The sequence below is a fragment of the Aureispira sp. CCB-E genome (assembly GCF_031326345.1).
Classification (GTDB): domain Bacteria; phylum Bacteroidota; class Bacteroidia; order Chitinophagales; family Saprospiraceae; genus Aureispira.
This window is the reverse complement of record NZ_CP133671.1, coordinates 2,186,938-2,208,887: the sequence shown is the minus strand read 5'-3', so window position 1 is coordinate 2,208,887 and position 21,950 is coordinate 2,186,938. Positions and strand designations below refer to the sequence as shown.

At 34.7% G+C, this 21,950-nt stretch carries 23 protein-coding genes; 13 read left to right on the top strand and 10 right to left on the bottom strand.

Annotated features, from left to right (window positions below):
* Nucleotides 1-38: 38 nt before the first annotated feature.
* A complete protein-coding gene (locus QP953_RS08505) occupies nucleotides 39-932 on the bottom strand; it encodes a DUF3298 and DUF4163 domain-containing protein (protein WP_309554639.1) in 894 nt (297 codons plus the stop codon).
* Between the two features lie 437 nt (nucleotides 933-1,369).
* Here QP953_RS08505 and QP953_RS08500 point away from each other — a divergent pair, with 437 nt between their 5' ends.
* Nucleotides 1,370-1,945: a hypothetical protein gene (locus QP953_RS08500; RefSeq protein WP_309554638.1), complete on the top strand. Its 576-nt coding sequence runs from the start codon at nucleotides 1,370-1,372 to the stop codon at nucleotides 1,943-1,945.
* Between the two features lies 1 nt (nucleotide 1,946).
* On the opposite strand, the gene QP953_RS08495 is transcribed toward QP953_RS08500, so the two are convergent.
* Nucleotides 1,947-2,252, bottom strand: coding sequence for a hypothetical protein (locus tag QP953_RS08495; protein WP_052595792.1), 306 nt, complete (start codon nucleotides 2,250-2,252; stop codon nucleotides 1,947-1,949).
* A 326-nt stretch (nucleotides 2,253-2,578) separates the two neighbouring features.
* Here QP953_RS08495 and QP953_RS08490 point away from each other — a divergent pair, with 326 nt between their 5' ends.
* Nucleotides 2,579-4,021, top strand: coding sequence for a trypsin-like peptidase domain-containing protein (locus QP953_RS08490; RefSeq protein WP_052595995.1), 1,443 nt, complete (start codon nucleotides 2,579-2,581; stop codon nucleotides 4,019-4,021).
* A gap of 57 nt (nucleotides 4,022-4,078) precedes the next feature.
* Here QP953_RS08490 and QP953_RS08485 read toward each other — a convergent pair whose 3' ends face one another.
* Nucleotides 4,079-4,243 carry a hypothetical protein gene (locus tag QP953_RS08485; protein WP_156039729.1) on the bottom strand — a complete coding sequence of 55 codons (165 nt, stop codon included), beginning with the start codon at nucleotides 4,241-4,243 and terminating at the stop codon, nucleotides 4,079-4,081.
* A 290-nt stretch (nucleotides 4,244-4,533) separates the two neighbouring features.
* Here QP953_RS08485 and QP953_RS08480 point away from each other — a divergent pair, with 290 nt between their 5' ends.
* The 5 genes from QP953_RS08480 (at nucleotide 4,534) to QP953_RS08460 (ending at nucleotide 7,757) form a co-directional block, all read left to right on the top strand.
* A complete protein-coding gene (locus tag QP953_RS08480) occupies nucleotides 4,534-4,920 on the top strand; it encodes a hypothetical protein (RefSeq protein WP_052595793.1) in 387 nt (128 codons plus the stop codon).
* Nucleotides 4,921-4,927: 7 nt separating this feature from the next.
* Entirely contained in the window at nucleotides 4,928-5,536 is a 609-nt protein-coding gene (locus QP953_RS08475; RefSeq protein WP_309554637.1) for a glucosaminidase domain-containing protein, read from the top strand.
* A 378-nt stretch (nucleotides 5,537-5,914) separates the two neighbouring features.
* On the top strand, nucleotides 5,915-6,280 hold the full coding sequence (gldC, locus tag QP953_RS08470; protein WP_052595798.1) for a gliding motility protein GldC: 366 nt from the start codon (nucleotides 5,915-5,917) through the stop codon (nucleotides 6,278-6,280).
* A 195-nt stretch (nucleotides 6,281-6,475) separates the two neighbouring features.
* Entirely contained in the window at nucleotides 6,476-7,051 is a 576-nt protein-coding gene (locus QP953_RS08465; protein WP_052595800.1) for a Crp/Fnr family transcriptional regulator, read from the top strand.
* 127 nt (nucleotides 7,052-7,178) lie between these two features.
* A complete protein-coding gene (locus QP953_RS08460; protein ID WP_309554635.1) occupies nucleotides 7,179-7,757 on the top strand; it encodes a DinB family protein in 579 nt (192 codons plus the stop codon).
* Between the two features lie 19 nt (nucleotides 7,758-7,776).
* On the opposite strand, the gene QP953_RS08455 is transcribed toward QP953_RS08460, so the two are convergent.
* Nucleotides 7,777-10,482, bottom strand: a complete 2,706-nt coding sequence (locus tag QP953_RS08455) for a TonB-dependent receptor (protein ID WP_309554633.1) — start codon at nucleotides 10,480-10,482, stop codon at nucleotides 7,777-7,779.
* A 199-nt stretch (nucleotides 10,483-10,681) separates the two neighbouring features.
* Complete coding sequence (gene miaA, locus QP953_RS08450; protein WP_052595806.1) at nucleotides 10,682-11,599, bottom strand: tRNA (adenosine(37)-N6)-dimethylallyltransferase MiaA; 918 nt, start codon at nucleotides 11,597-11,599, stop codon at nucleotides 10,682-10,684.
* Between the two features lie 291 nt (nucleotides 11,600-11,890).
* On the opposite strand from miaA, the gene QP953_RS08445 reads away from it, so the two are divergent.
* From QP953_RS08445 to QP953_RS08435, 3 genes are read left to right on the top strand one after another with little or no spacing between them, the layout of a single operon-like run.
* The gene (locus QP953_RS08445) at nucleotides 11,891-12,115 is read left to right on the top strand and encodes a FeoA family protein (protein ID WP_052595809.1); all 225 of its coding nucleotides are present in this window, start codon (nucleotides 11,891-11,893) and stop codon (nucleotides 12,113-12,115) included.
* On the top strand, nucleotides 12,115-14,241 hold the full coding sequence (gene feoB / locus QP953_RS08440; protein ID WP_309554631.1) for a ferrous iron transport protein B: 2,127 nt from the start codon (nucleotides 12,115-12,117) through the stop codon (nucleotides 14,239-14,241). Before QP953_RS08445 ends, feoB begins: the two co-directional genes overlap by 1 nt.
* Nucleotides 14,241-14,426 carry a hypothetical protein gene (locus QP953_RS08435; protein WP_052595812.1) on the top strand — a complete coding sequence of 62 codons (186 nt, stop codon included), beginning with the start codon at nucleotides 14,241-14,243 and terminating at the stop codon, nucleotides 14,424-14,426. Before feoB ends, QP953_RS08435 begins: the two co-directional genes overlap by 1 nt.
* Nucleotides 14,427-14,486: 60 nt before the next feature.
* On the opposite strand, the gene QP953_RS08430 is transcribed toward QP953_RS08435, so the two are convergent.
* The 3 genes from QP953_RS08430 to QP953_RS08420 form a co-directional block, all read right to left on the bottom strand.
* The gene (locus tag QP953_RS08430) at nucleotides 14,487-15,704 is read right to left on the bottom strand and encodes a hypothetical protein (protein ID WP_309554630.1); all 1,218 of its coding nucleotides are present in this window, start codon (nucleotides 15,702-15,704) and stop codon (nucleotides 14,487-14,489) included.
* Between the two features lie 271 nt (nucleotides 15,705-15,975).
* Nucleotides 15,976-17,007 (bottom strand): SPFH domain-containing protein, encoded by a 1,032-nt coding sequence (locus tag QP953_RS08425; protein ID WP_052595816.1) that lies wholly within the window; start codon nucleotides 17,005-17,007, stop codon nucleotides 15,976-15,978.
* Nucleotides 17,008-17,076: 69 nt separating this feature from the next.
* Entirely contained in the window at nucleotides 17,077-17,457 is a 381-nt protein-coding gene (locus QP953_RS08420) for an START-like domain-containing protein (RefSeq protein ID WP_052595818.1), read from the bottom strand.
* Nucleotides 17,458-17,918: 461 nt separating this feature from the next.
* On the opposite strand from QP953_RS08420, the gene QP953_RS08415 reads away from it, so the two are divergent.
* On the top strand, nucleotides 17,919-18,791 hold the full coding sequence (locus QP953_RS08415; protein WP_052595820.1) for an RNA polymerase sigma factor RpoD/SigA: 873 nt from the start codon (nucleotides 17,919-17,921) through the stop codon (nucleotides 18,789-18,791).
* A gap of 319 nt (nucleotides 18,792-19,110) precedes the next feature.
* Entirely contained in the window at nucleotides 19,111-19,623 is a 513-nt protein-coding gene (locus QP953_RS08410; RefSeq protein ID WP_156039731.1) for a hypothetical protein, read from the top strand.
* 114 nt (nucleotides 19,624-19,737) lie between these two features.
* On the opposite strand, the gene QP953_RS08405 is transcribed toward QP953_RS08410, so the two are convergent.
* Both QP953_RS08405 and QP953_RS08400 read right to left on the bottom strand, forming a co-directional pair.
* Nucleotides 19,738-20,355 carry a TetR/AcrR family transcriptional regulator gene (locus QP953_RS08405; protein ID WP_156039732.1) on the bottom strand — a complete coding sequence of 206 codons (618 nt, stop codon included), beginning with the start codon at nucleotides 20,353-20,355 and terminating at the stop codon, nucleotides 19,738-19,740.
* Nucleotides 20,356-20,600: 245 nt separating this feature from the next.
* Complete coding sequence (locus QP953_RS08400; protein WP_052595828.1) at nucleotides 20,601-20,879, bottom strand: hypothetical protein; 279 nt, start codon at nucleotides 20,877-20,879, stop codon at nucleotides 20,601-20,603.
* 335 nt (nucleotides 20,880-21,214) lie between these two features.
* Between QP953_RS08400 and QP953_RS08395 the strand changes: the two genes are divergently transcribed.
* Complete coding sequence (locus QP953_RS08395; protein WP_052595830.1) at nucleotides 21,215-21,814, top strand: tol-pal system YbgF family protein; 600 nt, start codon at nucleotides 21,215-21,217, stop codon at nucleotides 21,812-21,814.
* Nucleotides 21,815-21,950: the final 136 nt, after the last annotated feature.

Here is a 21,950-nt window from a genome sequence, read left to right as displayed (position 1 = left end):
TTGAATCTACTTCTATACTTATTCTTGTATTCTTGGTTTTATCCTTCTATAGGTTCTAAGGGCAAGATACTTGTATCTATAATTGATAAAATCTCTTGATAAGGAATTTCAAAAGAGATTGCCCCCAAGGCAAAAGGTCCTAAATCGTATGGATTATAATAAAAATGTAGCCCATCTGTTCCCACCGAAAAGTTAGGTGGCAACATAAATTCTCCTGTACTAAACTCATAATGGGTTTCCACCAAATTGGTATCTGCATCCAAATTAACAGTTCGCTTAAATGCAGCTTCTGAAATGGTTAACAATTGAGATTCAAAATCATCAATAAACAATTCTTTTAGGTCAACTACCTTGCCTGTTGTCAGATCTACCGTTAAATAGTTCGTCCATGAATTGGCATGTGCTCCTCCTGTAAATTCTAATTTATTTATTCTTAGAGAAACTAAAGATGGTCTATTGAGCAACACATCAATTTTCATTTCAAATACCCAATTACTAGATGGGAGTTGAAATTCAATCATTTCTTGCTTGTGTTCTTTGTATTCTTGTAAAAACTGCGTCATTCGCTCTTCTAAGTTTTCATAACGCACCTCTCCCATCATATCTTGTAACAACAAATCTTGTACAAGGGTATTCACAGAATCCATAATTACTGTTGCCGAAAAAGAATCTACCTGTGGATAAGTGAATACTATTTTTGTAATGTCATTTTGGGTATAATCTTTCGCTTTTTCTTCTAGTTTGTAAGCCAACTGAATGGAATAATGTAATGTATCTGGACCTACCATAATTTGATGTGGCACAGAATCATTTGTCACCAAGGTTTCAGCTGCTCTTGGTGTCCTTTCTGTATGTACTGTAGTGGTGTCTCTACAAGCAGCAAACAGTGTTATGCATAAAAGTATAGTTCCTATAGAACCCCATTGATTCATTGTATAATCACTTGTATTGTTGTCAATAAATTACCAAAGATGTTCTAAGAATATCTATTAGCGTCAACTCTGTTTGTTCGGTTAAAATCAGGTATCCTACAATTTAGGTGATTTTGAAGATAAATAGAAAAATCATACGAAAAACATTTGTTTCCGTGGCAACCACTCCATATTTTTTGCAGATTATAAGCTATATAAATTGATTATTTACTAAATTTACGTTCTTATTGTTTTGCCCAAAGTAAGCATTTTAATATAGTGGTTAGCAGTGCTGCTAATTACTTGCTCGTTGCTTGAGCTTTGTATGTGGTTTCAACAAACTACTAATAAAATAATACGATTTACTGCGTGAGCGCTTTGCTTTTAGTTAGCTGCGCTGCTACTGCGTGGTTTCAACGGAGTAATAGTAAAAAACACTATTGATTTATTACAAAATCATGAAAACAGAAAAAGAAATACAATTAGCAGCTTCCGCATTTTCTAGTGCTTTTGACAATAATCAAGCCACTACCTTAGAAGGAACATTTATACCATACCAATATGCCTATTTGTATAAAAAACAGCAGTTCTATTTAGGCGCATCTGTTCTTATAGGCGTTTTGTTTTGCTACTTGGCATATCACGCTTGGTATACAGATGCTGTTTATTATTGGCATATTGATGGTCCAGTTGTTACAGGAATCACAATTATTGCCTTGTTTCTTGTTACTTTCTTGTTTTTAGTTAGACAGTATTTTCAAATAGGTTTATATATCAATGACGCTCTAAAAAATCCTCGTCAATCTCGTTATGGCACGCTTATCACTAAAGAATATTACTTTGAAAACAATCCTCGTGAGTTTCATATTATTCCCAAAGAAAATATTGTTCGAATAGATCATGAAGAAAAGAGAAAAAATCAAGAGATTTATCTAGAGTTGCTCTTAGATATGGGCAATCGCTATGAACTGCGAGGAATAACGTATCACCCAACTGATTTTGATTTAAAAGCATGGATAGAGCAAGACAAATAAGCTATTTTTGCAACTTTAACGTATCTTTAACAGCAGCTTCTTTTAGATGTGGATTCGGATTTTCGAGGACACTTGCAGGTTCTTCTTTGTCCAGTTTGTTAAGATCTATTTTGCCTGTATAAATACCATAAAAGGCAACTGCTCCTACCAACGCCAAACCAATAAAAGAGAAGGTGGAGAACTTCCAACCCCAAATATTTCCAAGATATTCATCTTTAAAATCTCCGAAAATCATCTTTCTAGCCCTGTCTCTGCGCTCTTTGCGGCTTAGTTCAATAAATGGTCTTTCATCTTCTTCCTTTTCCATAAGTTGCATTTCTTACTTTATAGAACGTTTGTTGAAATTTTTCCTTTTTCCATAGAAAACAAAAATTTTAAACGAACTATTATTTATTATCTACGTATAATTAAAGTTCAAACAATACTTAGTACAATTATTGAAGCATAAAATTAATCAATTGTTTGCTAATAGCGTTTATTATAAAAAGAAAATAATTAAGTATCTTTTGGTCTCCTTTTAAAATATCTCCCAACAGTTAAGTAATCATTCAAAAAATAAAGAAACGCTGTTTTTCTTCTTTAAGAGAAGATGAACTACCTAAATAGTACTTGTTAAAAGAAAATATGAAACTTATGAAGAATGTTTTGATGGTCTTAGCCATTTCTATTTTAAGTTCTGGATTAACATTAGGAATTTACAAATATTATATTGAAGAACCTGTTACCCCTGTTCGGGATGTAATCATCAAGGAAGCTTCTTTTGCCAAGCAAGTAAATCACCCCAACTACTATCCAGATATAACCAATGTCAGTTCTTTTAAAGATGCTGCCGACTTAGTTCGCCCAACGGTAGTCCATATTCATAGCAGTAGTGGCGATCGATACGACCGCTTGTTTGGAGGAGAATCGTCTGGTTCTGGGGTTATTGTTTCTGAAGATGGCTATATTGTTACCAACAATCATGTTATTAGTGGTGCCAAGGAAGTAACCGTTACCTTAAATAATAAGAGAACCTACGAAGCTAAAATCATTGGTACGGACAAAACAACTGATTTAGCTGTCATCAAAATCAAAAAACGAGACCTAAAAGATGTCAAACTGCCGATGTTGCAATTTGGTAATTCGGATGATGTTTCTGTTGGTGAATGGGTTTTGGCAGTTGGTAATCCTTTTAATTTAACTTCTACAGTTACCGCTGGGATTGTTTCTGCCAAAGGGAGAAATATTGATATTTTAGATGGTGCTTATGACATCGAATCGTTTATTCAAACCGATGCTGTTGTTAATCCGGGTAACAGTGGTGGTGCTTTGGTAGATACGGATGGTAATTTGATTGGTATCAATACGGCCATTATTACCCGTTCAGGACGCTATGAGGGGTATTCTTTTGCTGTTCCAGCCAACTTGGTAAGAAAAGTAATGCAAGATTTGATTGAGTTTGGTGAGGTTCAACGTGGCTTTTTGGGAGTGACCATCAAAGATATTTCGGACGAAATTGCAGATGAGAACAAGTTAGAATCTATGGATGGTGTTTATATCCAAGGAGTTGGTGAAGAAAGTGCCGCCGAAGAAGCAGGTTTGCAACGTGGTGATATTATTGTTAAAGTCAATGGTATTGATGTCAAAAGTTCGCCAGAATTGCAAGAACAAGTAGGGCTATTCCGTCCAGGAGAAAAAATTGCTGTTATTTTCTTGAGAGAAGGAAAATTAAAATCAACTGAAGTGATTTTAAAAAATGGCTCTAATACCATTGCGCTTGGAGAGAAAAGAAGCACAAGTGGTTTTCTAAATTCAAAAGAAAACTTGTTGGAAAATCTAGGAATTGCTGCCGAGACCTTAGATGACGATGAATTCAAAGATACAGAAGGGGTTATTATTACCAAAATTGATAAAGATGGGATCATCGAAGGCACCAATATGGAACGAGAATTTATTATAACTTCCGTTAACAATCAAAAAATCAGCTCCTTAGAAGAATTTAAAGATGCGATTGTTGATGCGGAAGGTGAAATTGTCTTAGACGGATTTTACAAAAAATATCCTGGTGAGTACAGCTATGTTTTTGACAAGGACTAAATGATGTCCCCATAATTGTCTACTAACGACTCTAATACCAAGGTTTTGAATATTTTTTTATGTCCACTTACTTAATGTATTAAAATGTCTTAATAGAACAATAAAATCCATTACTCCTGCTTTATTTTTGAGTAGGTGTAATGGATTTTGTATTTTTGTGGTAGACAACTCATCATTACTCCGTTGAAAAATCGTATTAGTTTGATTATCAGAAAGATGCATTTTCACCAACCTTTACACTAAAAGACTGGTAATCAAACTAATACAAGATGCTTTTTTACGTTTTTACTTCGTGAGCCTGCGGGTTCGTAGAAAAACTAAAAAATCAACGGAGTATTAACTCATACAATCAATACTAATTCTATAAACCTGTTCTTATTCCTTGATTTACTTTTTCAGCTCGCTTAGTTGAGTTACTTCCTACGCTACGTAAGCTCTTGAGAATGCCAACTTAGTTAACAAAAAATAACGACCACACAGTAACAATCTAGCGAACTACTAATAAACACAACATGAAAAAAATACTAGCATTCAGTTTAATTCTTGCAACTTTATTGGCTTGCGATAGAAACGATACCTTATTTACTAAAAATATCGATAACACCAGTTCTAAAACCATTCATTTCTATTTTTATGGTCCTTTTAATCCTATGACTTATGGAGACACTGTAACCGTAGCAGCAGGAGAATTTAAGGAAATTCATTTTTACAAAGAGGAAAATAGTAATGTTGATATACGACAAGGTTGTAGCGTTTACGACGACTCTATTCGCGTAGAAATTGTTGGAGGTGGAACATTGAACAAAGATTTAACGAACGAAGCCGATTGGGACTTTGAAAAAGGTGCTGAAAACAGCCAAAATTGTACCTTTAAAATTACAGATGCGGACATACTTTAGATAAATCATGTGGAAGGTTATTGGAATTCCTTTAGTACTTTACTTTATTTTTGCCTTGTACATTTACCAACCTGTTCCTACGGTCGATGCGGCAGTAGCAGAACTCATAGAGGACATGCCTATAGATACTGTCCTACAATATATTGAGCTCAATTACACCTTGGCAGTACAAGAAATGCAACGAGCCAAAATTCCTGCTAGCATTACACTAGGACAAGCAATCCTAGAGTCAAAATATGGCACAAGTGAATTAGCGATGCAAGCCAATAATCACTTTGGTATTAAAGCAGAGGCTAAATGGGATAGTACGGATCGCCATTGTATTTATTCTTATGAATGGAATCAAAAAAAGCAACGAATGTATCCTATGCTGTCTTGTTTTAGACGTTACAAAAATATTCAAGCGTCCTATATTGGTCATTCTAACTTCTTGGTTCAACGAGCTCATTACATGCCTCTTTTTGCCTTAGATATTTATGATTTTGAAGCTTGGGCGCATGGATTGCAAAAAGCAGGGTATGCTACAGATCCTAATTATGCCAATAAGTTGATTTCGATCATTCAACGATATCAATTATATCGTTATGACAAAAAGGAAGTCTTGATCGAATCTTAGAAAGCCAAACTTTTATTATCTTTGCAGTTAGATAAGTAATCGTTCAGAAAAAACATATAAAAAACAACCTATTTTTTAGCTATATTTTTTTCTGCCCACTTACTTAAGAACAATAGTTCGTTGAAAAACTTTATTAGTTTGATAATCAACAAGTTACACCTTTGCTGTGTTTTGTGTTAAAATTTTGATTATCAAACTAATATAAATGTACTTTTTTATCTTTTTGGTAAAAAAGTAAAAAATCAACGAACTACTATTAAGAAAATATCTTTGGATTAATCATGTAAAAACAAAACCGTAAGTAGTCGTTTATACTTAAATACTAAGAAATACAGTCTATATTCTCTGTACCGACTTACTTATAATTAATACTTAATTATGGAAAACAATAACCAAAAAGTGGTTAAGACAAGTGACATCACTTGTAGAATAGGTTTGGATGAGCAAAACGTTCCTGTAAAAATTGAATGGTTGGCACAAGATTCTCCTGATACACCAGAATTTAAGGAGTCAAAAGCAATGCTATTGGCTTTGTTTGATAAGGACTATAGAGATACGTATAAAATTGATCTTTGGACAAATGAGTTACAAATAACAGAAATGAATAAATTCATGTACCAAACCCTCCGTGGGCTAGCAGATACGTACTTTCGTGCTACCAACAACAAGGAGATGGCCAATGATATGAGAAAATTTGTACAGTATTTTGGAGAAAAAACAGAGGTTACCGCTCCTGAAAATTAGTTGTCTCCTGCTTTACGGATACATTTTTGACTACTAGACATGTTCTATTAATTTTGAGAATTAAAGAGGAAATTATCCAATCTTTTTTAATTCTCAAATTCTTTTTTAGACCTATTCCATAGCTATCCTTCCTACCAACAGCCTTTTGCTAAATTCATATTTAGCAGGATAGGATACCAACACACATCTGCCATTATGGAATTACTTCGCCAAACTCTACATCAACAAATTCCAATCAATGATCAAGACTGGGCTAGCCTAATGCAGCATTGGAATCAAGAAAAACACCTTCAACGCAAAGAATATCTTTCGGATATAGGAAGTATTGGAAAACACCTTTATTGGGTTTTGGAAGGAACACTAAAAATCTGTGTTCTCAACCAAGGAGAAGAAACCTGCATTGGTTTTGGTTATCCCAATACGGCTATTTGTGCTTATGCTTCTTTTATTTCTAATCAACCTACCGATTATTATATTCAAGCCATTACTCCCTGTCGATTGATAGGTATTGCTCGGGAGGATTTTTATCAGGTTATTGAACAAAATATTCGATTAGAACGGGCTTGGCGTAAGTTGACGGAGCAAGCACTCTTGGGCAGAATTGAACGAGAAGTCTACTTAAACAACTCCAATCCCCAAGAAAGATTTATACGCTTATGGAACCACAGTCCGCACCTTTTTCAGTTGGTTCCGCAACGTTACATTGCCTCCTACTTACAAATGAGTCCCGAAACATTTAGCAGAATTAAAAAGAAAGTTTGGAAACGTTGATTTCAATCAAGATTTTTTAATTCTTTTTTGTGGACTTTTGTATTGTTAATAGTTCGCTACGTTTATGAAATAACCAAATACGATTTTAAGCGAACTAACGATTGACATTAATAATAACAATACACCTATGAAATCGAGTGATTTATTACAACAAGTAGAAGCCACTAGTAGGGCTATTTTAAAATTAGCAGAAGAACATTTTGCTCCCTTATCTTCAGAAGTCTTAAACTACAAACCCAATGCACAAAAATGGAGTATTGCTGAATGTTTAGAACACCTCAATTATTACTCGGATTATTATAATAAAGAGGCACAATTAGCCATAGAAAAAGCCCAAAAAAAACAATGGAGAGCAGTTCCTACATTTAACTCAACATGGTTGGGCAAAAAATCTATTGAGTCCGTGCATCCTAACAATACCAAACCCACTCAAGCCGTCAAAACATTAAATCCTTCTTTGAGTACCGTTCGCCCAGATGTCGTGCAGCGATTCATTCAAGGGCAAAAAGAATTCTTGCAACTCATTGAAGCGGCTAGACATATTAACCTGAACAAAGCAAAAGTCCGTATAGAGGTCTTTAAATTATTAAAATTACGTCTTGGAGATATATTTCTTTTTATGATCGCTCACCACCAACGCCATTGCAACCAAGCGTTGCGTGTTGGTAATTTTGAAGCTACTCTACTCTTCAAAACGGTTCACTAAGGTTATTAAAACAATCCGTTTACCAAGATCTTGTAAAAGAAATTGACGGCATGATTGGCAAAATACTCACTTGATATAATTTGAGTGTTCCGTCTTCTTGCTCTTTCGGCACAACCATATAAGGGTTCAGTTGGTTATAAACATTGTACACTCCTATGCTTAAAGTTTGTGCCCCATGTTTGAGCTGTTTGTGCCAGTTGACAGTTAAGTCCATCCTATGATAAGGCGGCATTCTAAAATTATTTCGATTGACAACATTGGTAATATCAGCAATAATAGAACCTGTTGTTGCTATAGGGATATTGCTGTTGTTATAGTGCCCTATTTGAGCTTGAATAGGTGTGTAACGCTCTAAACCTAACGTAACCGGATGCCCTGTTCCATATACCCAAACTAAGCCAATATCCCAATTTTTATTAAACTTATAATTCAATGCTACACTTACATCATGCCTTCTGTCATAACGATATGGGAATGGTTTACCTCGGTTCAGTCGTTCAAATTTTCGCCAAGACCAAGACAAGGTATAGCTAACCCATCCTGTAAATTTTCCTTTTTGGCGTTGAAACAATACCTCTGCGCCATAACTTTCTCCTTGTCCAATTTCTACCAAAGATTCCCAAGAACGTCTATCTTGCAAAAAGTTTGTACTAGGATTGTATTCCAATACATTTTCCATCAATTTGTAAAAACCTTCTACTGTAAATTCTAAATTCAAGGGCAAGTCTTGTGTAATTCCTAACGACCACTGATGCGAATGCTCTGGTGGAATATTTCTAGTTGTTGGCAACCAAAGATCGGTTGGCAAGCCAATCCCTGGATTGGTCAATAAATGGACAAACTGCGACATTCTCGCATAAGATGCTTTGATAGAAGTTCGTTTGGCAACCAATAAATTAACCAACAAACGAGGTTGAATAGAGAAATAATTTTTTCCTTTTAAATAAAAATCAGCTAAGTGTATCCCTGGGTTAATTTTTAGAATCTTGCCAATTCGAATATCATCTTCGATATAGGCTGTAAATTCATGGATATGATTAAAGCTCTCCACTTCTGATTCCTTTCCTCCAAAACTAAATGTAGATTTACTTATTTCGGGACGAAATAAGTGATAGGTATACCCTAAACCAAAACGAATGTAATGTTTATTGTGCGGAATATAATCAAATGCCATATGTCCTCCAATATCATGAATCGGAGTTTGTCCTTCTGACTCAAACTCTTCCTTCTGAATTATAAAGCCATGACTATCTTTTAACTCTGAATAGCTCTCTGTCTTCGATTCGTAGAAATAATTACTATATGTAGCCGAAGTACGCATAAATAACTTTTGGCTCAATTCAGTATGCCAATGCAAAGCAACAATTTTATTTCCCCATTGCAAATAATCATCGTTGCGAATTGATTTGCTTAATGTTTCTGGTCCTAAATCAAAATTGAGATGATTGGTCTGATTGTAGTTAAAAATATCATCTCCGAAATAACCATTTAAAATGAGGTAGTTTTTATCTGAGAACTTATGTTTAAGCTTGATATTAATATCGTAAAAACTATAATCAATAACATTTCCATTCCCATTATTCCCTTCTACAATAGCTCTTTGAATGGGTACCCCAATTATATCGACCCAAGATCGTCTTGCCGACACAAGAAAAGACGTTTTTCCTTTCCAAATGGGACCTTCTATCGAAAAACCTCCAGAAAGCAACCCGATTGAAAGTTCGCCATGAAATTTTTGCATATCCCCCGTTCGAGTGTGAATATCTAGTACCGAAGACAAACGCCCTCCATAACGAGCAGGGAAACCACCTTTGATAATGGTTGCTTTTTTGATAATTTTGCTATCAAAGATAGAAACAAACCCAAAAAGATGATTGGCATTATAAACAGGAACACCATCTAACAAAAATAGATTTTGATCAGGACCTCCTCCCCTTACAAACAAACCACTTGCTCCTTCACTACCTGATTGTACACCGGGTAGCAACTGCATCGCCTTGACGACATCTGCCTCACCTAACAAACTAGGCAATGCCTTGACGACCTTGATATCCATTGTATTGCTACTAATGACATTTAACTCATGTCTAGACTCCATATGTTCTGTCGATTCAACAACAATTTCCTCCATTTCTTGTCCTGAATTCAGATTCACATCGAGCTTTGTATGCTTTACCAAATCTAATATTGTTGTAATAGACTCATAACCGATATAAGAGCAAACAATTTGATGTTTTCCTTTGGGCAAGGTTAAACTATAAAAGCCTTCTATGTTTGTCGTTGTCCCTCTAGATGTAATCGGTTCAAATATAGTAGCTCCAATTAATGGATCATTAGTTTGATGGTCAATAAGGTATCCACTAATAGTAAACTGTGGTACAGGAGGTTGTACCTTATCTGGATTATTAAACAACGTGACTTGTGTTCCAATTACTTTAAAATCTATTGGCGTTCCTGCCAATACTTGCTTTAGTATCCAGCTTGTTGATTTGTTTTTTGCAGAGACATTAACACGCTTATCTAAGGAGATTTTGGAAGGGTCAAAAACAAAATGAATATCTGAATTTTTTTCTTCCAATAAATTTAAAGCCGCAGCAATTGTTCTATTTTTTATTTCAATTGTAAGCGTCTTTTCTAACAACGGATGTTCTTGTCCCCAAGTGACGTGAGTTATTAAACAGAATCCTAGAATAACAAGATTTAATATAAGCTTTTTTGATAACATTGATCATTGATTTAGAATCACAAACTTGGGGTGTCTTGTTTGTAGGATGCAAGATACAAAAAAGTTAGCAGAGCTGTTGTTCTTTTGCTAGTTAATGAGATTGGTGGCTAATAGTCAGCTCTATAAAAAATGGATTGATTTAACGGTACTTAAAAATTTAAACCTCAATAAAAAAGAAACCATTTTTCTAACGATGCTTTTATTCCTTTATTTTATCCTTCAAAAAATCAACCACCTCATCAATTGCTGTTTCAGCATCAATCCAGTGCAAGTCTTTTTCTTTTCGGAGCCAAGTCATTTGGCGTTTGGCATACCGTCGTGTATTGCGCTTCACCAACTCTATTGCTTCTTCTAAAGTTGTTTTGCCATCAAAATAATCAAAGAATTCTCGATAACCAACCGTTTGCAACGCATTAAGTGCTCGTTGAGGATATAATGTTTTCGCCTCTTCTAACAACCCTGCCTCTAGCATTAAATCGACCCTTCTGTTGATGCGATCGTATAGGACTGCTCGTTCCCAATGAATTCCCAATTTGATGACTGTAAAAGGACGTTCCACCTTATTTTTGCCTTGAAACGATGAAAATGGCTGCCCCGTTCCTCTACAAATTTCCAAGGCACGAATCAAGCGATGAGGATTGGACACATCTACTTTGGCATAATAAACAGGATCTGCCTTTTTTAATTCCTCTTGCAACGCCTCCACCCCTTCTATTTCTAGCAGCTGATTGAGTTCTAATCGAATTTTTTTATCTACCTTTGGATAAGTATCCAATCCTTCACAAACTGCTCGTATGTACATTCCCGATCCCCCCACCATGATGGCAATATTCTTTTTTTGGTAATAATCTTCTAAAAAAGCAAGAACATCCCGTTCATAATCTCCAATATTGTATGCTTCTTCTATAGAAAGGCAATCTATAAAATGATGTACTGCCGCTGCCAACTCTTCAGCATCAGGCTTGGCAGTCCCTATCGTTGTTTCTTTAAAAAATTGCCTAGAATCGCAAGATAAAATCTCAGCATCGAATTGTTGAGCCAATTGTATAGCCAAAGCGGTTTTACCACTAGCCGTAGGACCAGCGATTACAATCAGGTATTTGTTATTTTCTTGCATTGGTGGGTAAAACTATTTTTTGGACAGATTGTATAATTTCTCTTTAATATCCTTCTCGTTACTTCTAACAGTATAAGAGGCTGTTCTCTCTACCGTTAAACTGCTAATGTAAGATTTAATCTTATCAATACCAATATTTAAGTTCGTTGTAAGCATTTTGTCAAAAAATTATCTATACTTAATCTAAATAAATATAATTGATTAGAGACTTAATATTTTAAAAACAATTTCGTAACCTTGTGGTTAAATTCATTACCCCATCCCTTTATCCACCAAAAAAATTGATGCATTATGGTATTAACAGACTTAAATGTGGGTGAAAAAGCCGTTATCGAAGATTTTAACAACCCCCAAGTAGAATTGGTCATGACAGACATGGGCTGCCCGTTGGGAACAACGATAGAACTGTATCGTAAAACACCATTCAATGGACCGCTTTCTATCAAAACTGCATCTGGTAATTTACTAGCTATTCGTTCAAACGAGGCTAAAAATTTGATTATCCGCAAACAATAATGACAACAACTACTCCAGCACTTGACATAAAAAATATCGCTTTATTAGGAAATCCCAATGCGGGCAAATCTTCCTTATTTAATGCTTTAACGGGCTTGAACCAAAAAGTAGGAAACTACTCTGGTGTTACGATCGACAAAAACACAGGTATTTGGACGCTCTCCAATGGTCAGTCTGTTGATTTGATTGACCTTCCGGGGATCTACAGTTTGTTTGCCAAATCACCAGACGAACGAGTCGTTTTAGATCCGCTATTCAATCCTGATCACAAAGAACGTCCAGATTTAATTTTATTGGTCTTGGATGCTAGTAACTTAACTCGTAGCTTATTATTATTAGACCAAATAAGGGCGTTTAATTTTCCTATTGTTGTTGTATTGAACATGTTAGATGTAGCCAACAATCGAGGCGTTGAGATTGATGTTCAACAACTAGAAAAAGCAATCGGGCTACCCCTTGTTTGTATCAATGCTCGTTTGCAACAAGGGTTGAAAGAATTGGAAGATGCCATTCAAAAAGTGAATCCACCTTCCTTTGATACCGCAGCTTCTCCTGAGTTAACAACAGCGTGGGAAAAAGAGATTCATGCAAATATTCCTTTGCAAAACCCTTTTCATGCCAAGCTATTGCTTAGTCAACAGGCGCATTTATCTTTTTTAAGTTCTCAGCAACAAACGCTACTAAGTAATATTATTAATAACTATAATATTGACTTATTACAACTTCAAACAACAGACTCTCAAGAACGGCTAAACCGATTAAATCATAGCTTAGAAGGCATTGTTACGGAATCTAAAAATGTTGTTACTATAACCGAGCGACTAGATAAAATATTGCTTCACAACATTGGAGGTTATGTTATTTTCTTTACCATTCTCCTACTTATATTTCAAGCTATTTTCAATCTAGCAACCCCTCCAATGGATTGGATTGACAATAGTTTTTCCGATTTTTCGGACTGGTTAGCTGGCTTGTTACCAGAAAGTTTAATTACTGATTTACTAATAGATGGTATTATTGCAGGCATCGGTGGTATTGTTATTTTTATCCCGCAGATAGCCATTCTTTTTGCTATTATATCTATTTTGGATGAAACGGGTTATATGGCACGTGTCATGTTCTTGACGGACAAGACAATGAGTCGTTTTGGCTTAAATGGAAAAAGTATTGTTCCGTTGATTTCTGGTGCTGCTTGTGCTGTTCCTGCAATTATGGCCACTCGAAATATTACTTCTTGGAAAGAACGTTTGACGACTATTATGGTCACGCCACTAATGAGCTGCTCTGCTCGTCTACCAGTCTATATTATATTCATCACACTCATTGTTCCCCCTGTAGCTGGTTTCGGACCTTTTGGTCTGCAATCCCTCGTTTTGGCGGGACTCTATTTAGGAGGCTTTCTGGCTGCGCTCATTTCTGCTGCTATTTTTAACAAACTGCTTTCTAATGACATTCAAGACGATAACTTTTTTATCATGGAATTGCCATCTTATAAGCTCCCACAATGGAGAAGTGTTGGCATTACTATTTACCAAAAAACCAGTGATTTCGTTTTTGAGGCTGGTAAGATTATAATTGCCATCTCTATTATTCTATGGGTTTTGGCTACATACGGTCCTCCAAGTGCCATGCAACAAGCAGAACAAGAAGCAATAGAACTCTATCAAATACAACCCGAAATAGCAGAAAGCGAAGCTGCTTTAATTGCTTCTAAACAACTAGAAGCTTCCTATATAGGTCATATTGGGCATTTCATAGAGCCTGTTATTCGTCCATTGGGTTACGATTGGAAAATAGGCATTGCTTTGATTACCTCCTTTGCCGCTAGAGAAGTCTTTGTTTCGACTATGGCAACCATCTATAGTGTTGGTGATACAGATGGCTCAGAAGGCACTTTATTAGATAAATTGCGCAATGAGCAAAATCCTGAAACAGGAGCGCCTATTTTCTCATCTGCTACTAGTTTTTCTCTCTTGATTTTTTACCTTTTTGCGATGCAATGCATGGCTACTTTAGCTATTGTACAAAGAGAAACTAGAAGCTGGAAATGGCCTTTAATTCAACTAACTTACATGACTGCTCTAGCTTACTTTGGGGCCTTGTTAACCTATCAATTATTAAGCTAATGGAATACTTAGAACATACGGTTATTCTTATCGTCTTTTTGGCTGCTATTGCTTATTTGGTCTCCATTTTTAGACCTAGCAAAGCTAGTGGTTGCTCCAAAGGTTGTGGCAATCAATGTGCTGTTGGCAATTTGGAACAAGCAATGCATCAGTTTGAGCAAGATTGGGCAGAAGGGAAGGTTTGAGGGAATTAGGAGCTACTAACCTTTAATCTAAACAACTTGCCTTCAAGTACTCGATTTTTATTAAGTCTTAAATCGGAATTGAACTTGAAATTGTATATAGTTTGTTCCATAAGCTGAACTTAAGAAAGGCCATCGACCATAAATATACTTCAACTCTAATCTTAAACCATGTTTAAAGATAGGAATATCAACTCCCAAAAATGCTCCTAGTCCAAATTCCGTACCTCCTCCATCATAATCACCATAATTATAAAATAGATATTGAAGATCACCACTATAAGGATGTGTTCTTGTAAATGCACTATTAGGGTTCATTAAAAAACCCGAAGAAAAATCAGCACCTATAAAAGGCTTAACCTTTCCAAACGGATATTGATAACCAAAATTCATGTAAACATTAAGATAATGCAAATCAAACTTTGTATTATTGAGGTTGGCTATTGCTCCTTTATGCTGATAAGAACATCCAAAGCCCATAAAAAAAGTATTTCTCAATCGAGGGGGATAATAATTTAGTCCAAAACTTATAGGTATGCCTAACACCCCTTCAGGATCTTGTAAATAATTTTGTGAGCCCAAATTTTTAGGCAAGTTACTTGATGTAAGTGCATAACTAAAACCAACACCAAAAATAAGGTTTAAATCTCCTGGTTTTAAATTGTATGCAGATTTATAAGTTGTTTCTTTTGAAATGCATTCACTATATCGTTCAAATACTTTTGCTAAAGGCACAATATTCAAAGAAACATTCTTAAAATAGGCATCATCTATAGCATCACATTCCTTAAAAGCTAATTTTAATAGCCCGACGAATTCTTTTTTCTTTGTTGTATAGGTAGTACCATTGAGTTTAACAGTAGATACTTTCTCAATGAGCTCTTTAAAACCAATTACTTGAGTTTCTAAAAAAAATCTTTTTGCCCCTGATTTTGATTGATGACAATACAGTTTCTTGTCTTCTATCTGAATAATATTCTCTAAAAATACCGTATCATTTTTAACTGTATCTTTGGCAACTATTGCTTGTATAAATTTTCGATTTAATTCTGTTAACTCAAATGCTTTTATAGAATGGGGTTTGTAAACTTGAGGTGGTGCTTTTAATGTAGAGCTAAATAATATTTTCTGACATAAACTTGCTGTAGAGCTATACTTTATAAATCCTGCCTTCGTATTTCCTAGACTATCAATAATAATAGCAGGTTGCATCTTGCTTTGGGCTATTATAGTATTTGAAACAAAGAAGAAGAAGAAGGTTACTAATATTAGGTTTTTCATGAACTTTAGTTTTATTAATTATAGACATACAACAATACGCCTATTCCAATTATATTTTATTGTTAATATTATTAGTAGCAGTCAGCTAACTATTATAGTATAGATAAGGGTAACTTCTCTCTCAAAAATATACATATATGTATATTTTTCAATGCAAAATTAAAAGTTCTGAATTACATTTCAAAAATTATTAGTTTTCCAATAGACAAAAAAATGGCACAAACGCTCCATGCATTCATGCCATTTCTATTCTAAAAAAAGGAAAAGAAGCTTATAATTTAGCCAATAAATCTTTTTTCTTTTCATTAAATTCATCATCTGTCAAAATGCCCATTTCTTTCAGCTCTCCCAACTCTTTTAATGTTTTCATAATTTCTTCTCGTGACATTTTTTCCTCGTTTCCACTATTGTTGTTGTTAGCAGTATTATTTTGGTTGTTCTGATTCTGCATATTTTGCATCATTTGCTGCATCATCATTTGCTGCATCAACAACTCATTTTGTGTTCCCTTCATATTCTCATAATTCCCTCGCTCCGCTGCAATTTTGTCAACATCCATTTGATTGAATGCCTTCATTTTGTTCAAATTGTCGTTGCTAGTCAAGTTCATTTTAGCAAGCTGCTTCATATGCTCGGTAATTTCTGGAGGCAATGAAACAGAGGTAATTTGAAACTTCGTCAGTTCTAGTCCAAAATCCTTTAAATCTTCTTGAATAAGAGGTCGAATGGTTTCTCCTAATTCAGAATATTGAGAATAAATATCAAACGCTGTAGCGCCACTTTCAGACAATGCCTCTGCAAATTTAGGTACGACTAGACCACGAAAGACATCTTCGAGTTCATCTACTGTCAAGATGCTGCTTGTTCCTGCATATTCTCTATAAAACTTTTTAGGATCAGCAACACGAATAAAATATGTTCCAAAAGCGCGCACTTCGACACGACCAGCTTCTGGATCTTTTACAAAAATAGGGTTTGGTGTTCCCCACTTAAAATTGGTTAATTGTCGAGTGCTAACGAAATAAACATCAGCTTTGAAAGGAGAATTAAATCCATGCTTCCATGACTTGAGTTTGGTAAGCACTGGCATATTTTCTGTTTTGAGAATGTGCCTTCCTGGACCATACACATCTGCAATTTGTCCTTCGTTGAGGAAGATTGCCGCTTGAGATTCTCGAACAGTTAGTTGAGCACCATATTTAATGGCAGCATCTTTATCTGGAAATTTCCAAACAAGGACATCCTTGCTATCTTCTTTCCATTCTATAACCTCTAATAATTCATTCTTAAAAAAGCCAAACATAATACGAGCGTGTTTTTTTTGAGGGATTTAAAATATTCTAATTAATACAAATGTGAGTTAAACAAGCATCTAGCCCCCTGTTGCACGTCTAAGACCTTCCATTTGGGTTGCCCAGAATTGTTTTTCTTGTTCCACCTCATCTGAATCACAAAACGCTGTAATCTCCAAAATAGTTTCACCAGTTACTTCTGAACGACTCATTTGAAAGTCCAAAAATTCCTCTTCTCCTTCAAATTCTTCCCATTCTAGTTTCAATTGTTCGTTTTCAATATCTTCTAAAACAACGGCCACTTCTTCTTCTCCATCCCACTCAAATGTAAAACGACCATCAACTACATTGCAGTCATCACAAAACCAGCGAATCAAACAGTCTGGTGTTGTCAAAAATTTATATATAATAGTTGGCGAGGCTCTAAACAAGAACTCCATAGTGAAAGATACTCTATCCATAAAAATAGTATTTACGTTGGTTCATCTGATTTTTACAATGATTAAAAGATTAAAATGTATGCCAAAAATAGTCTAGAAGAAAATTTGTGTATTGAGTATTGCAATTTTCCAACCATTATAATAAAGAATAATACATTCAAAGAAGGCAGATGTTGGCATTATTTGGTTTTGATTTGATGCGTCAATACCTCCTATCTCTTTCCCACAATTAATAATAAAAAAACCAATTTTACAAAAAAAAAGAAAAAAATGTAGAGAAATCTGTAAAATTCATTTAAAGTAATGTTATAGAATTGAGAGAAATGGAACATAGTTCTTTTTTAAACGTTAGCATTTGTAGGAATTAAACAATAATAAAAGCAACAAAGCCTTTTGAAGTACAATAATTCTTTGTATTTTTGTGGGTCAGTTTGTTAATAGCTGTTTAATATTAAAAAAAGTCCAAAAACGAACAGAACTGTATGAGACAATTAAAAATAACTAAGTCTATAACCAATCGGGAAAGTCAATCTTTAGAAAAATACCTTCAGGAGATCGGAAAAGTTGACTTGTTAACACCAGAAGAGGAAGTAGATTTAGCCAAACGTATTAAACAAGGCGATCAAATAGCACTAGAAAAACTAACTAAAGCCAACTTGCGTTTTGTCGTTTCTGTAGCGAAACAATACCAAAACCAAGGGTTGTCACTAAGTGATTTGATTAACGAGGGAAATTTGGGTTTGATTAAAGCAGCACAACGTTTTGATGAAACTAGAGGTTTCAAATTTATATCTTATGCTGTTTGGTGGATTCGTCAATCTATTCTTCAAGCTTTAGCAGAGCAATCTAGAATTGTTCGTCTTCCACTTAATAAGGTAGGTTCTTTGAACAAAATCAACAAAGCTTTTTCTAAACTAGAACAAGAATATGAACGTGAGCCTTCTTCAGATGAGTTGGCTGATATATTAGAAATACCATCAACAGAAGTAGAAACAACATTAGGTGTCGCTGCTCGCCACGTTTCAATGGATGCTCCTTTTGTAGAAGGAGAGGATAATTCTTTGTTGGATGTTTTGGAAAATACCAATACTCCTAAAACAGATTCTCAACTAGAGTACTTAGAGTCTTTGCGCAATGAAATTGAGCGTTCTTTGTGCTCTTTAACAGATCGTCAAAAAGAAGTTATCAAGCTTTATTTTGGAATTGGTTTTGAGCATCCAATGTCGTTAGAGGATATTGGTGAAAAATTTGGCTTAACAAGAGAGCGTGTTCGTCAAATAAAAGACAAAGCAATTAATAAACTGCGTACGTCTTCTTCTAAGAGTAAATTACTAAAAGCATATTTAGGTAGATAAACCTATTTTGTTCATAATCTCCTAAAAACATTCTATGCAAAAAATGCATAGAATGTTTTTTTTTTGCTTTTCTCTAAACCTTTTTCTTCTTAGCCTGTTGCATTCACATACGTTATTATAAAAATATCAAAAACAATAACTTAAGAAGTCGAAAATTACACTTCACCTATTCCTAAACAAACGAATACAACATACCCTCAATTATAACAGTTCTCAACAAACATTTTCTCCACTCGCTATATTGCCTTGCAGATAATGTCGATAGGAACATCAAATTTAATTTCCTAAACATTTTTTAACCAACTAAATACATTGAACTATGATTTTCAAGAACCTTGTAATCAAATCGTTATTTTTATTAGCCCTAGTAATTGGCTTTATGTCTTGTGAAAAAGAAGCAGAGTTGCAGTCAAAAACGTACAACTACAGTTTTAACACAGGACAGGCAGCTGCGGCTTATGCCTACTCTGGATCGCATCCTAACACCATCAAAGCAGAATTAAAGTTAGATGAAATGGCTGATGGCACTACTAAAGTAAGTGTTACACTGACAGGAGCACTTGACTCTACCTATATGGTACATGCACATGACATGGCGACGGCTTCTTCTACTCCAAACAATACACCTTATCTCGAAACACCCAATGGAAACGTATATGCAACACCAATCATGGTCTCGGGTGGAACAGGTACAAGTTCTCAAATCTCAACGAAGTCTTTTGAGGATTTAACCACTACTTACGATGGGTTCTTTGTTGTGCATGATCCTACTCAAGCGATTAATACAGCTGATCCTACAACTTATGTTGTTTTAGGTACTTTTGCTAGATAATATTTTATAATATTATAATAGATAAATACAAGAAGCCCTCTCATCAAAAATGAGAGGGCTTCTTAATGTCTTAATACTTCTAAAGCCTATTTAGTAGCCTGTCTTATTCTATTATTAAGGTTTGATGGCATCCAAAACAAATCGAGTGACTGTTTGTTTGCGTTTAATCATAAAGCGTCTCATACGTTCGTCATCAATTCCTAACGTTTTTTGCAAAACGGTCTGAGACATAATTGGCAACAAACAAAGAGACATTATGTTGAGAATTAACTCTGCTGATCGAATCTCAGTTTTGACCGTACCTTTTTCAATCTCTGCTTGAATTTGCTCATTAATCAAAGGAATAATTTTTCCAATTAATCCTCCTTCATAATCCAATACGTTCATAAATAGTTTTTCTGGATTTTGGCTTAACTCATTCACAATAAAGTTTGAGAGATACGGTTCCTCCAAAAAGAAATCTATCAACATTTCAACTAAATGTGCAATTTTGGTGTTTAGCTCCGATTTTTCCAAAAATACATTCATCAACATAGGTGTGACGGACTTTACACTCTGTTCGAATACCTTGTCAAAAAGTTTCTCTTTTGACCTAAAGTAGTAATGCAGCATGGCCTTGTTTACGCCAGCATCATCTGCTATTTCTTGCATTCTAGCACCTTTTAATCCTTTTTGGTAGAATACTTTTTTTGCAGACATTAGAATTTTTTCTTCTGTTGGTGTCTTTTTCAAATCCAGTTGGTTTTCATTTATAATCAGATCAAACAATACATAAAGCCGCTATGCTGTTGGGTTTGGCAAAAATAAGTGGCATTGTTTTGATCTTTTTTAGTGTTGTCATTAGACAAGATACATGATTGACTATTAAGTGCCTTTTGTATCTTTTCGGTCTAAATTAGGCACATAATTACGACTTTTTTTTCGAGTTTTCAAACTTTCTATACCGAATCACTGCTTCTCTTACGCCCCCCATATTCTTAAATAATTTCTTCCCATTCGTCTTCGTGGCAGTCTAAATACTTATCTAACAAACGCCCACTGCTCTCGTACATTTCTTTGAACCTATCTTCCACTTGTTTCTGAAACTCAGCATCAATCAAGTTCTTGATGTCGTTAAAGCTACCTACTTTTTCAGATTCTCTAAACTTAAACGTTTGTTCAAATAAATCTGATTCGAATTTAACGATAAATCGGTCGTTGTTCTTAAATACGGTTGTCTTGTAACCTTTTGTGTCTATATAACCAATAATTCTCATATATACTATTTTATTATCCTATAATAATGATTTGTCTTCATTACATTAGCTATCTGAATGCCATCCATCCTAGGGTATCTCTACCAAATGGTTCTGTAGTCCATGTTAAATTAAAATGAAACTTTTATAGACCAAGCATTTATTTTGAATAAAACACGCTATAAAAATATATTTTGCACGTTTTTTGTGGACAAATTTATTATAAATTTTCAGAACTTGCTGTTATTGAACCTCATCTATAAAAAACCTGTCTAATAAAAGTAACAAAATTACAAATACTATCATTAAGGAAGTATATTTCCCTCAACAATTCAAACTTAAATTATATTATTACTATGAAAAAGATTACCAAAACAAGCAATAAAGTGATCAAATTTGGTCGTTTTCGCTGGGTAGCCGCAGGAGCAATTTTTGCTTTAATTGCTGGGTTGTGTTTTATAAATCCATCCAACGGGGAACAAGTTTTTGATGATAACTTCATGGCTTATGAAGATAATATTAGTGCAGAATTAGATTTAATGCTATCCACTCGTAGTGCTGGTGATGATGAAGCTCATGCTTCTTTGCGTATGATTAGAGAAGGAATGGAGCATTACAACAATAAGGAATACGACAAAGCAATCCCTATTTTTGAAGAATATCTTGAAAAAAATCAAGATGCTAGCGACTATAATCAAATCAAGTTTTACCTTGCTGTGTCTTTTTTAGGACAAAACGAAACAGAAAAAAGTGCTAAAATGTTTGAGGAGTTGGCACAGTTAGCAGAACCTGAAATCCAAGAGGATTCCAAATGGTATTTATCCTTAGCCTATGCAAGAATTGGAAAGACGGCAGAAGCAAAAGCGCAACTAGAAGAGTTGGCTAGTAGTGAAAAATACGGTTCTAAAGCTGCCAAAATCTTAAATCCATCCAAAACAAAAGTTGCTTTTAGATAAGAAACCTTTTCTAAAATATAGATATAAATTCTAAAAAAGTCTATTTTGAATCTTACTTTCAAAATAGACTTTTTTTATTAACTCTAAGTAATTGTTCAACACATAATAGCAACAAAATTCAATCGTAATCTTGCAT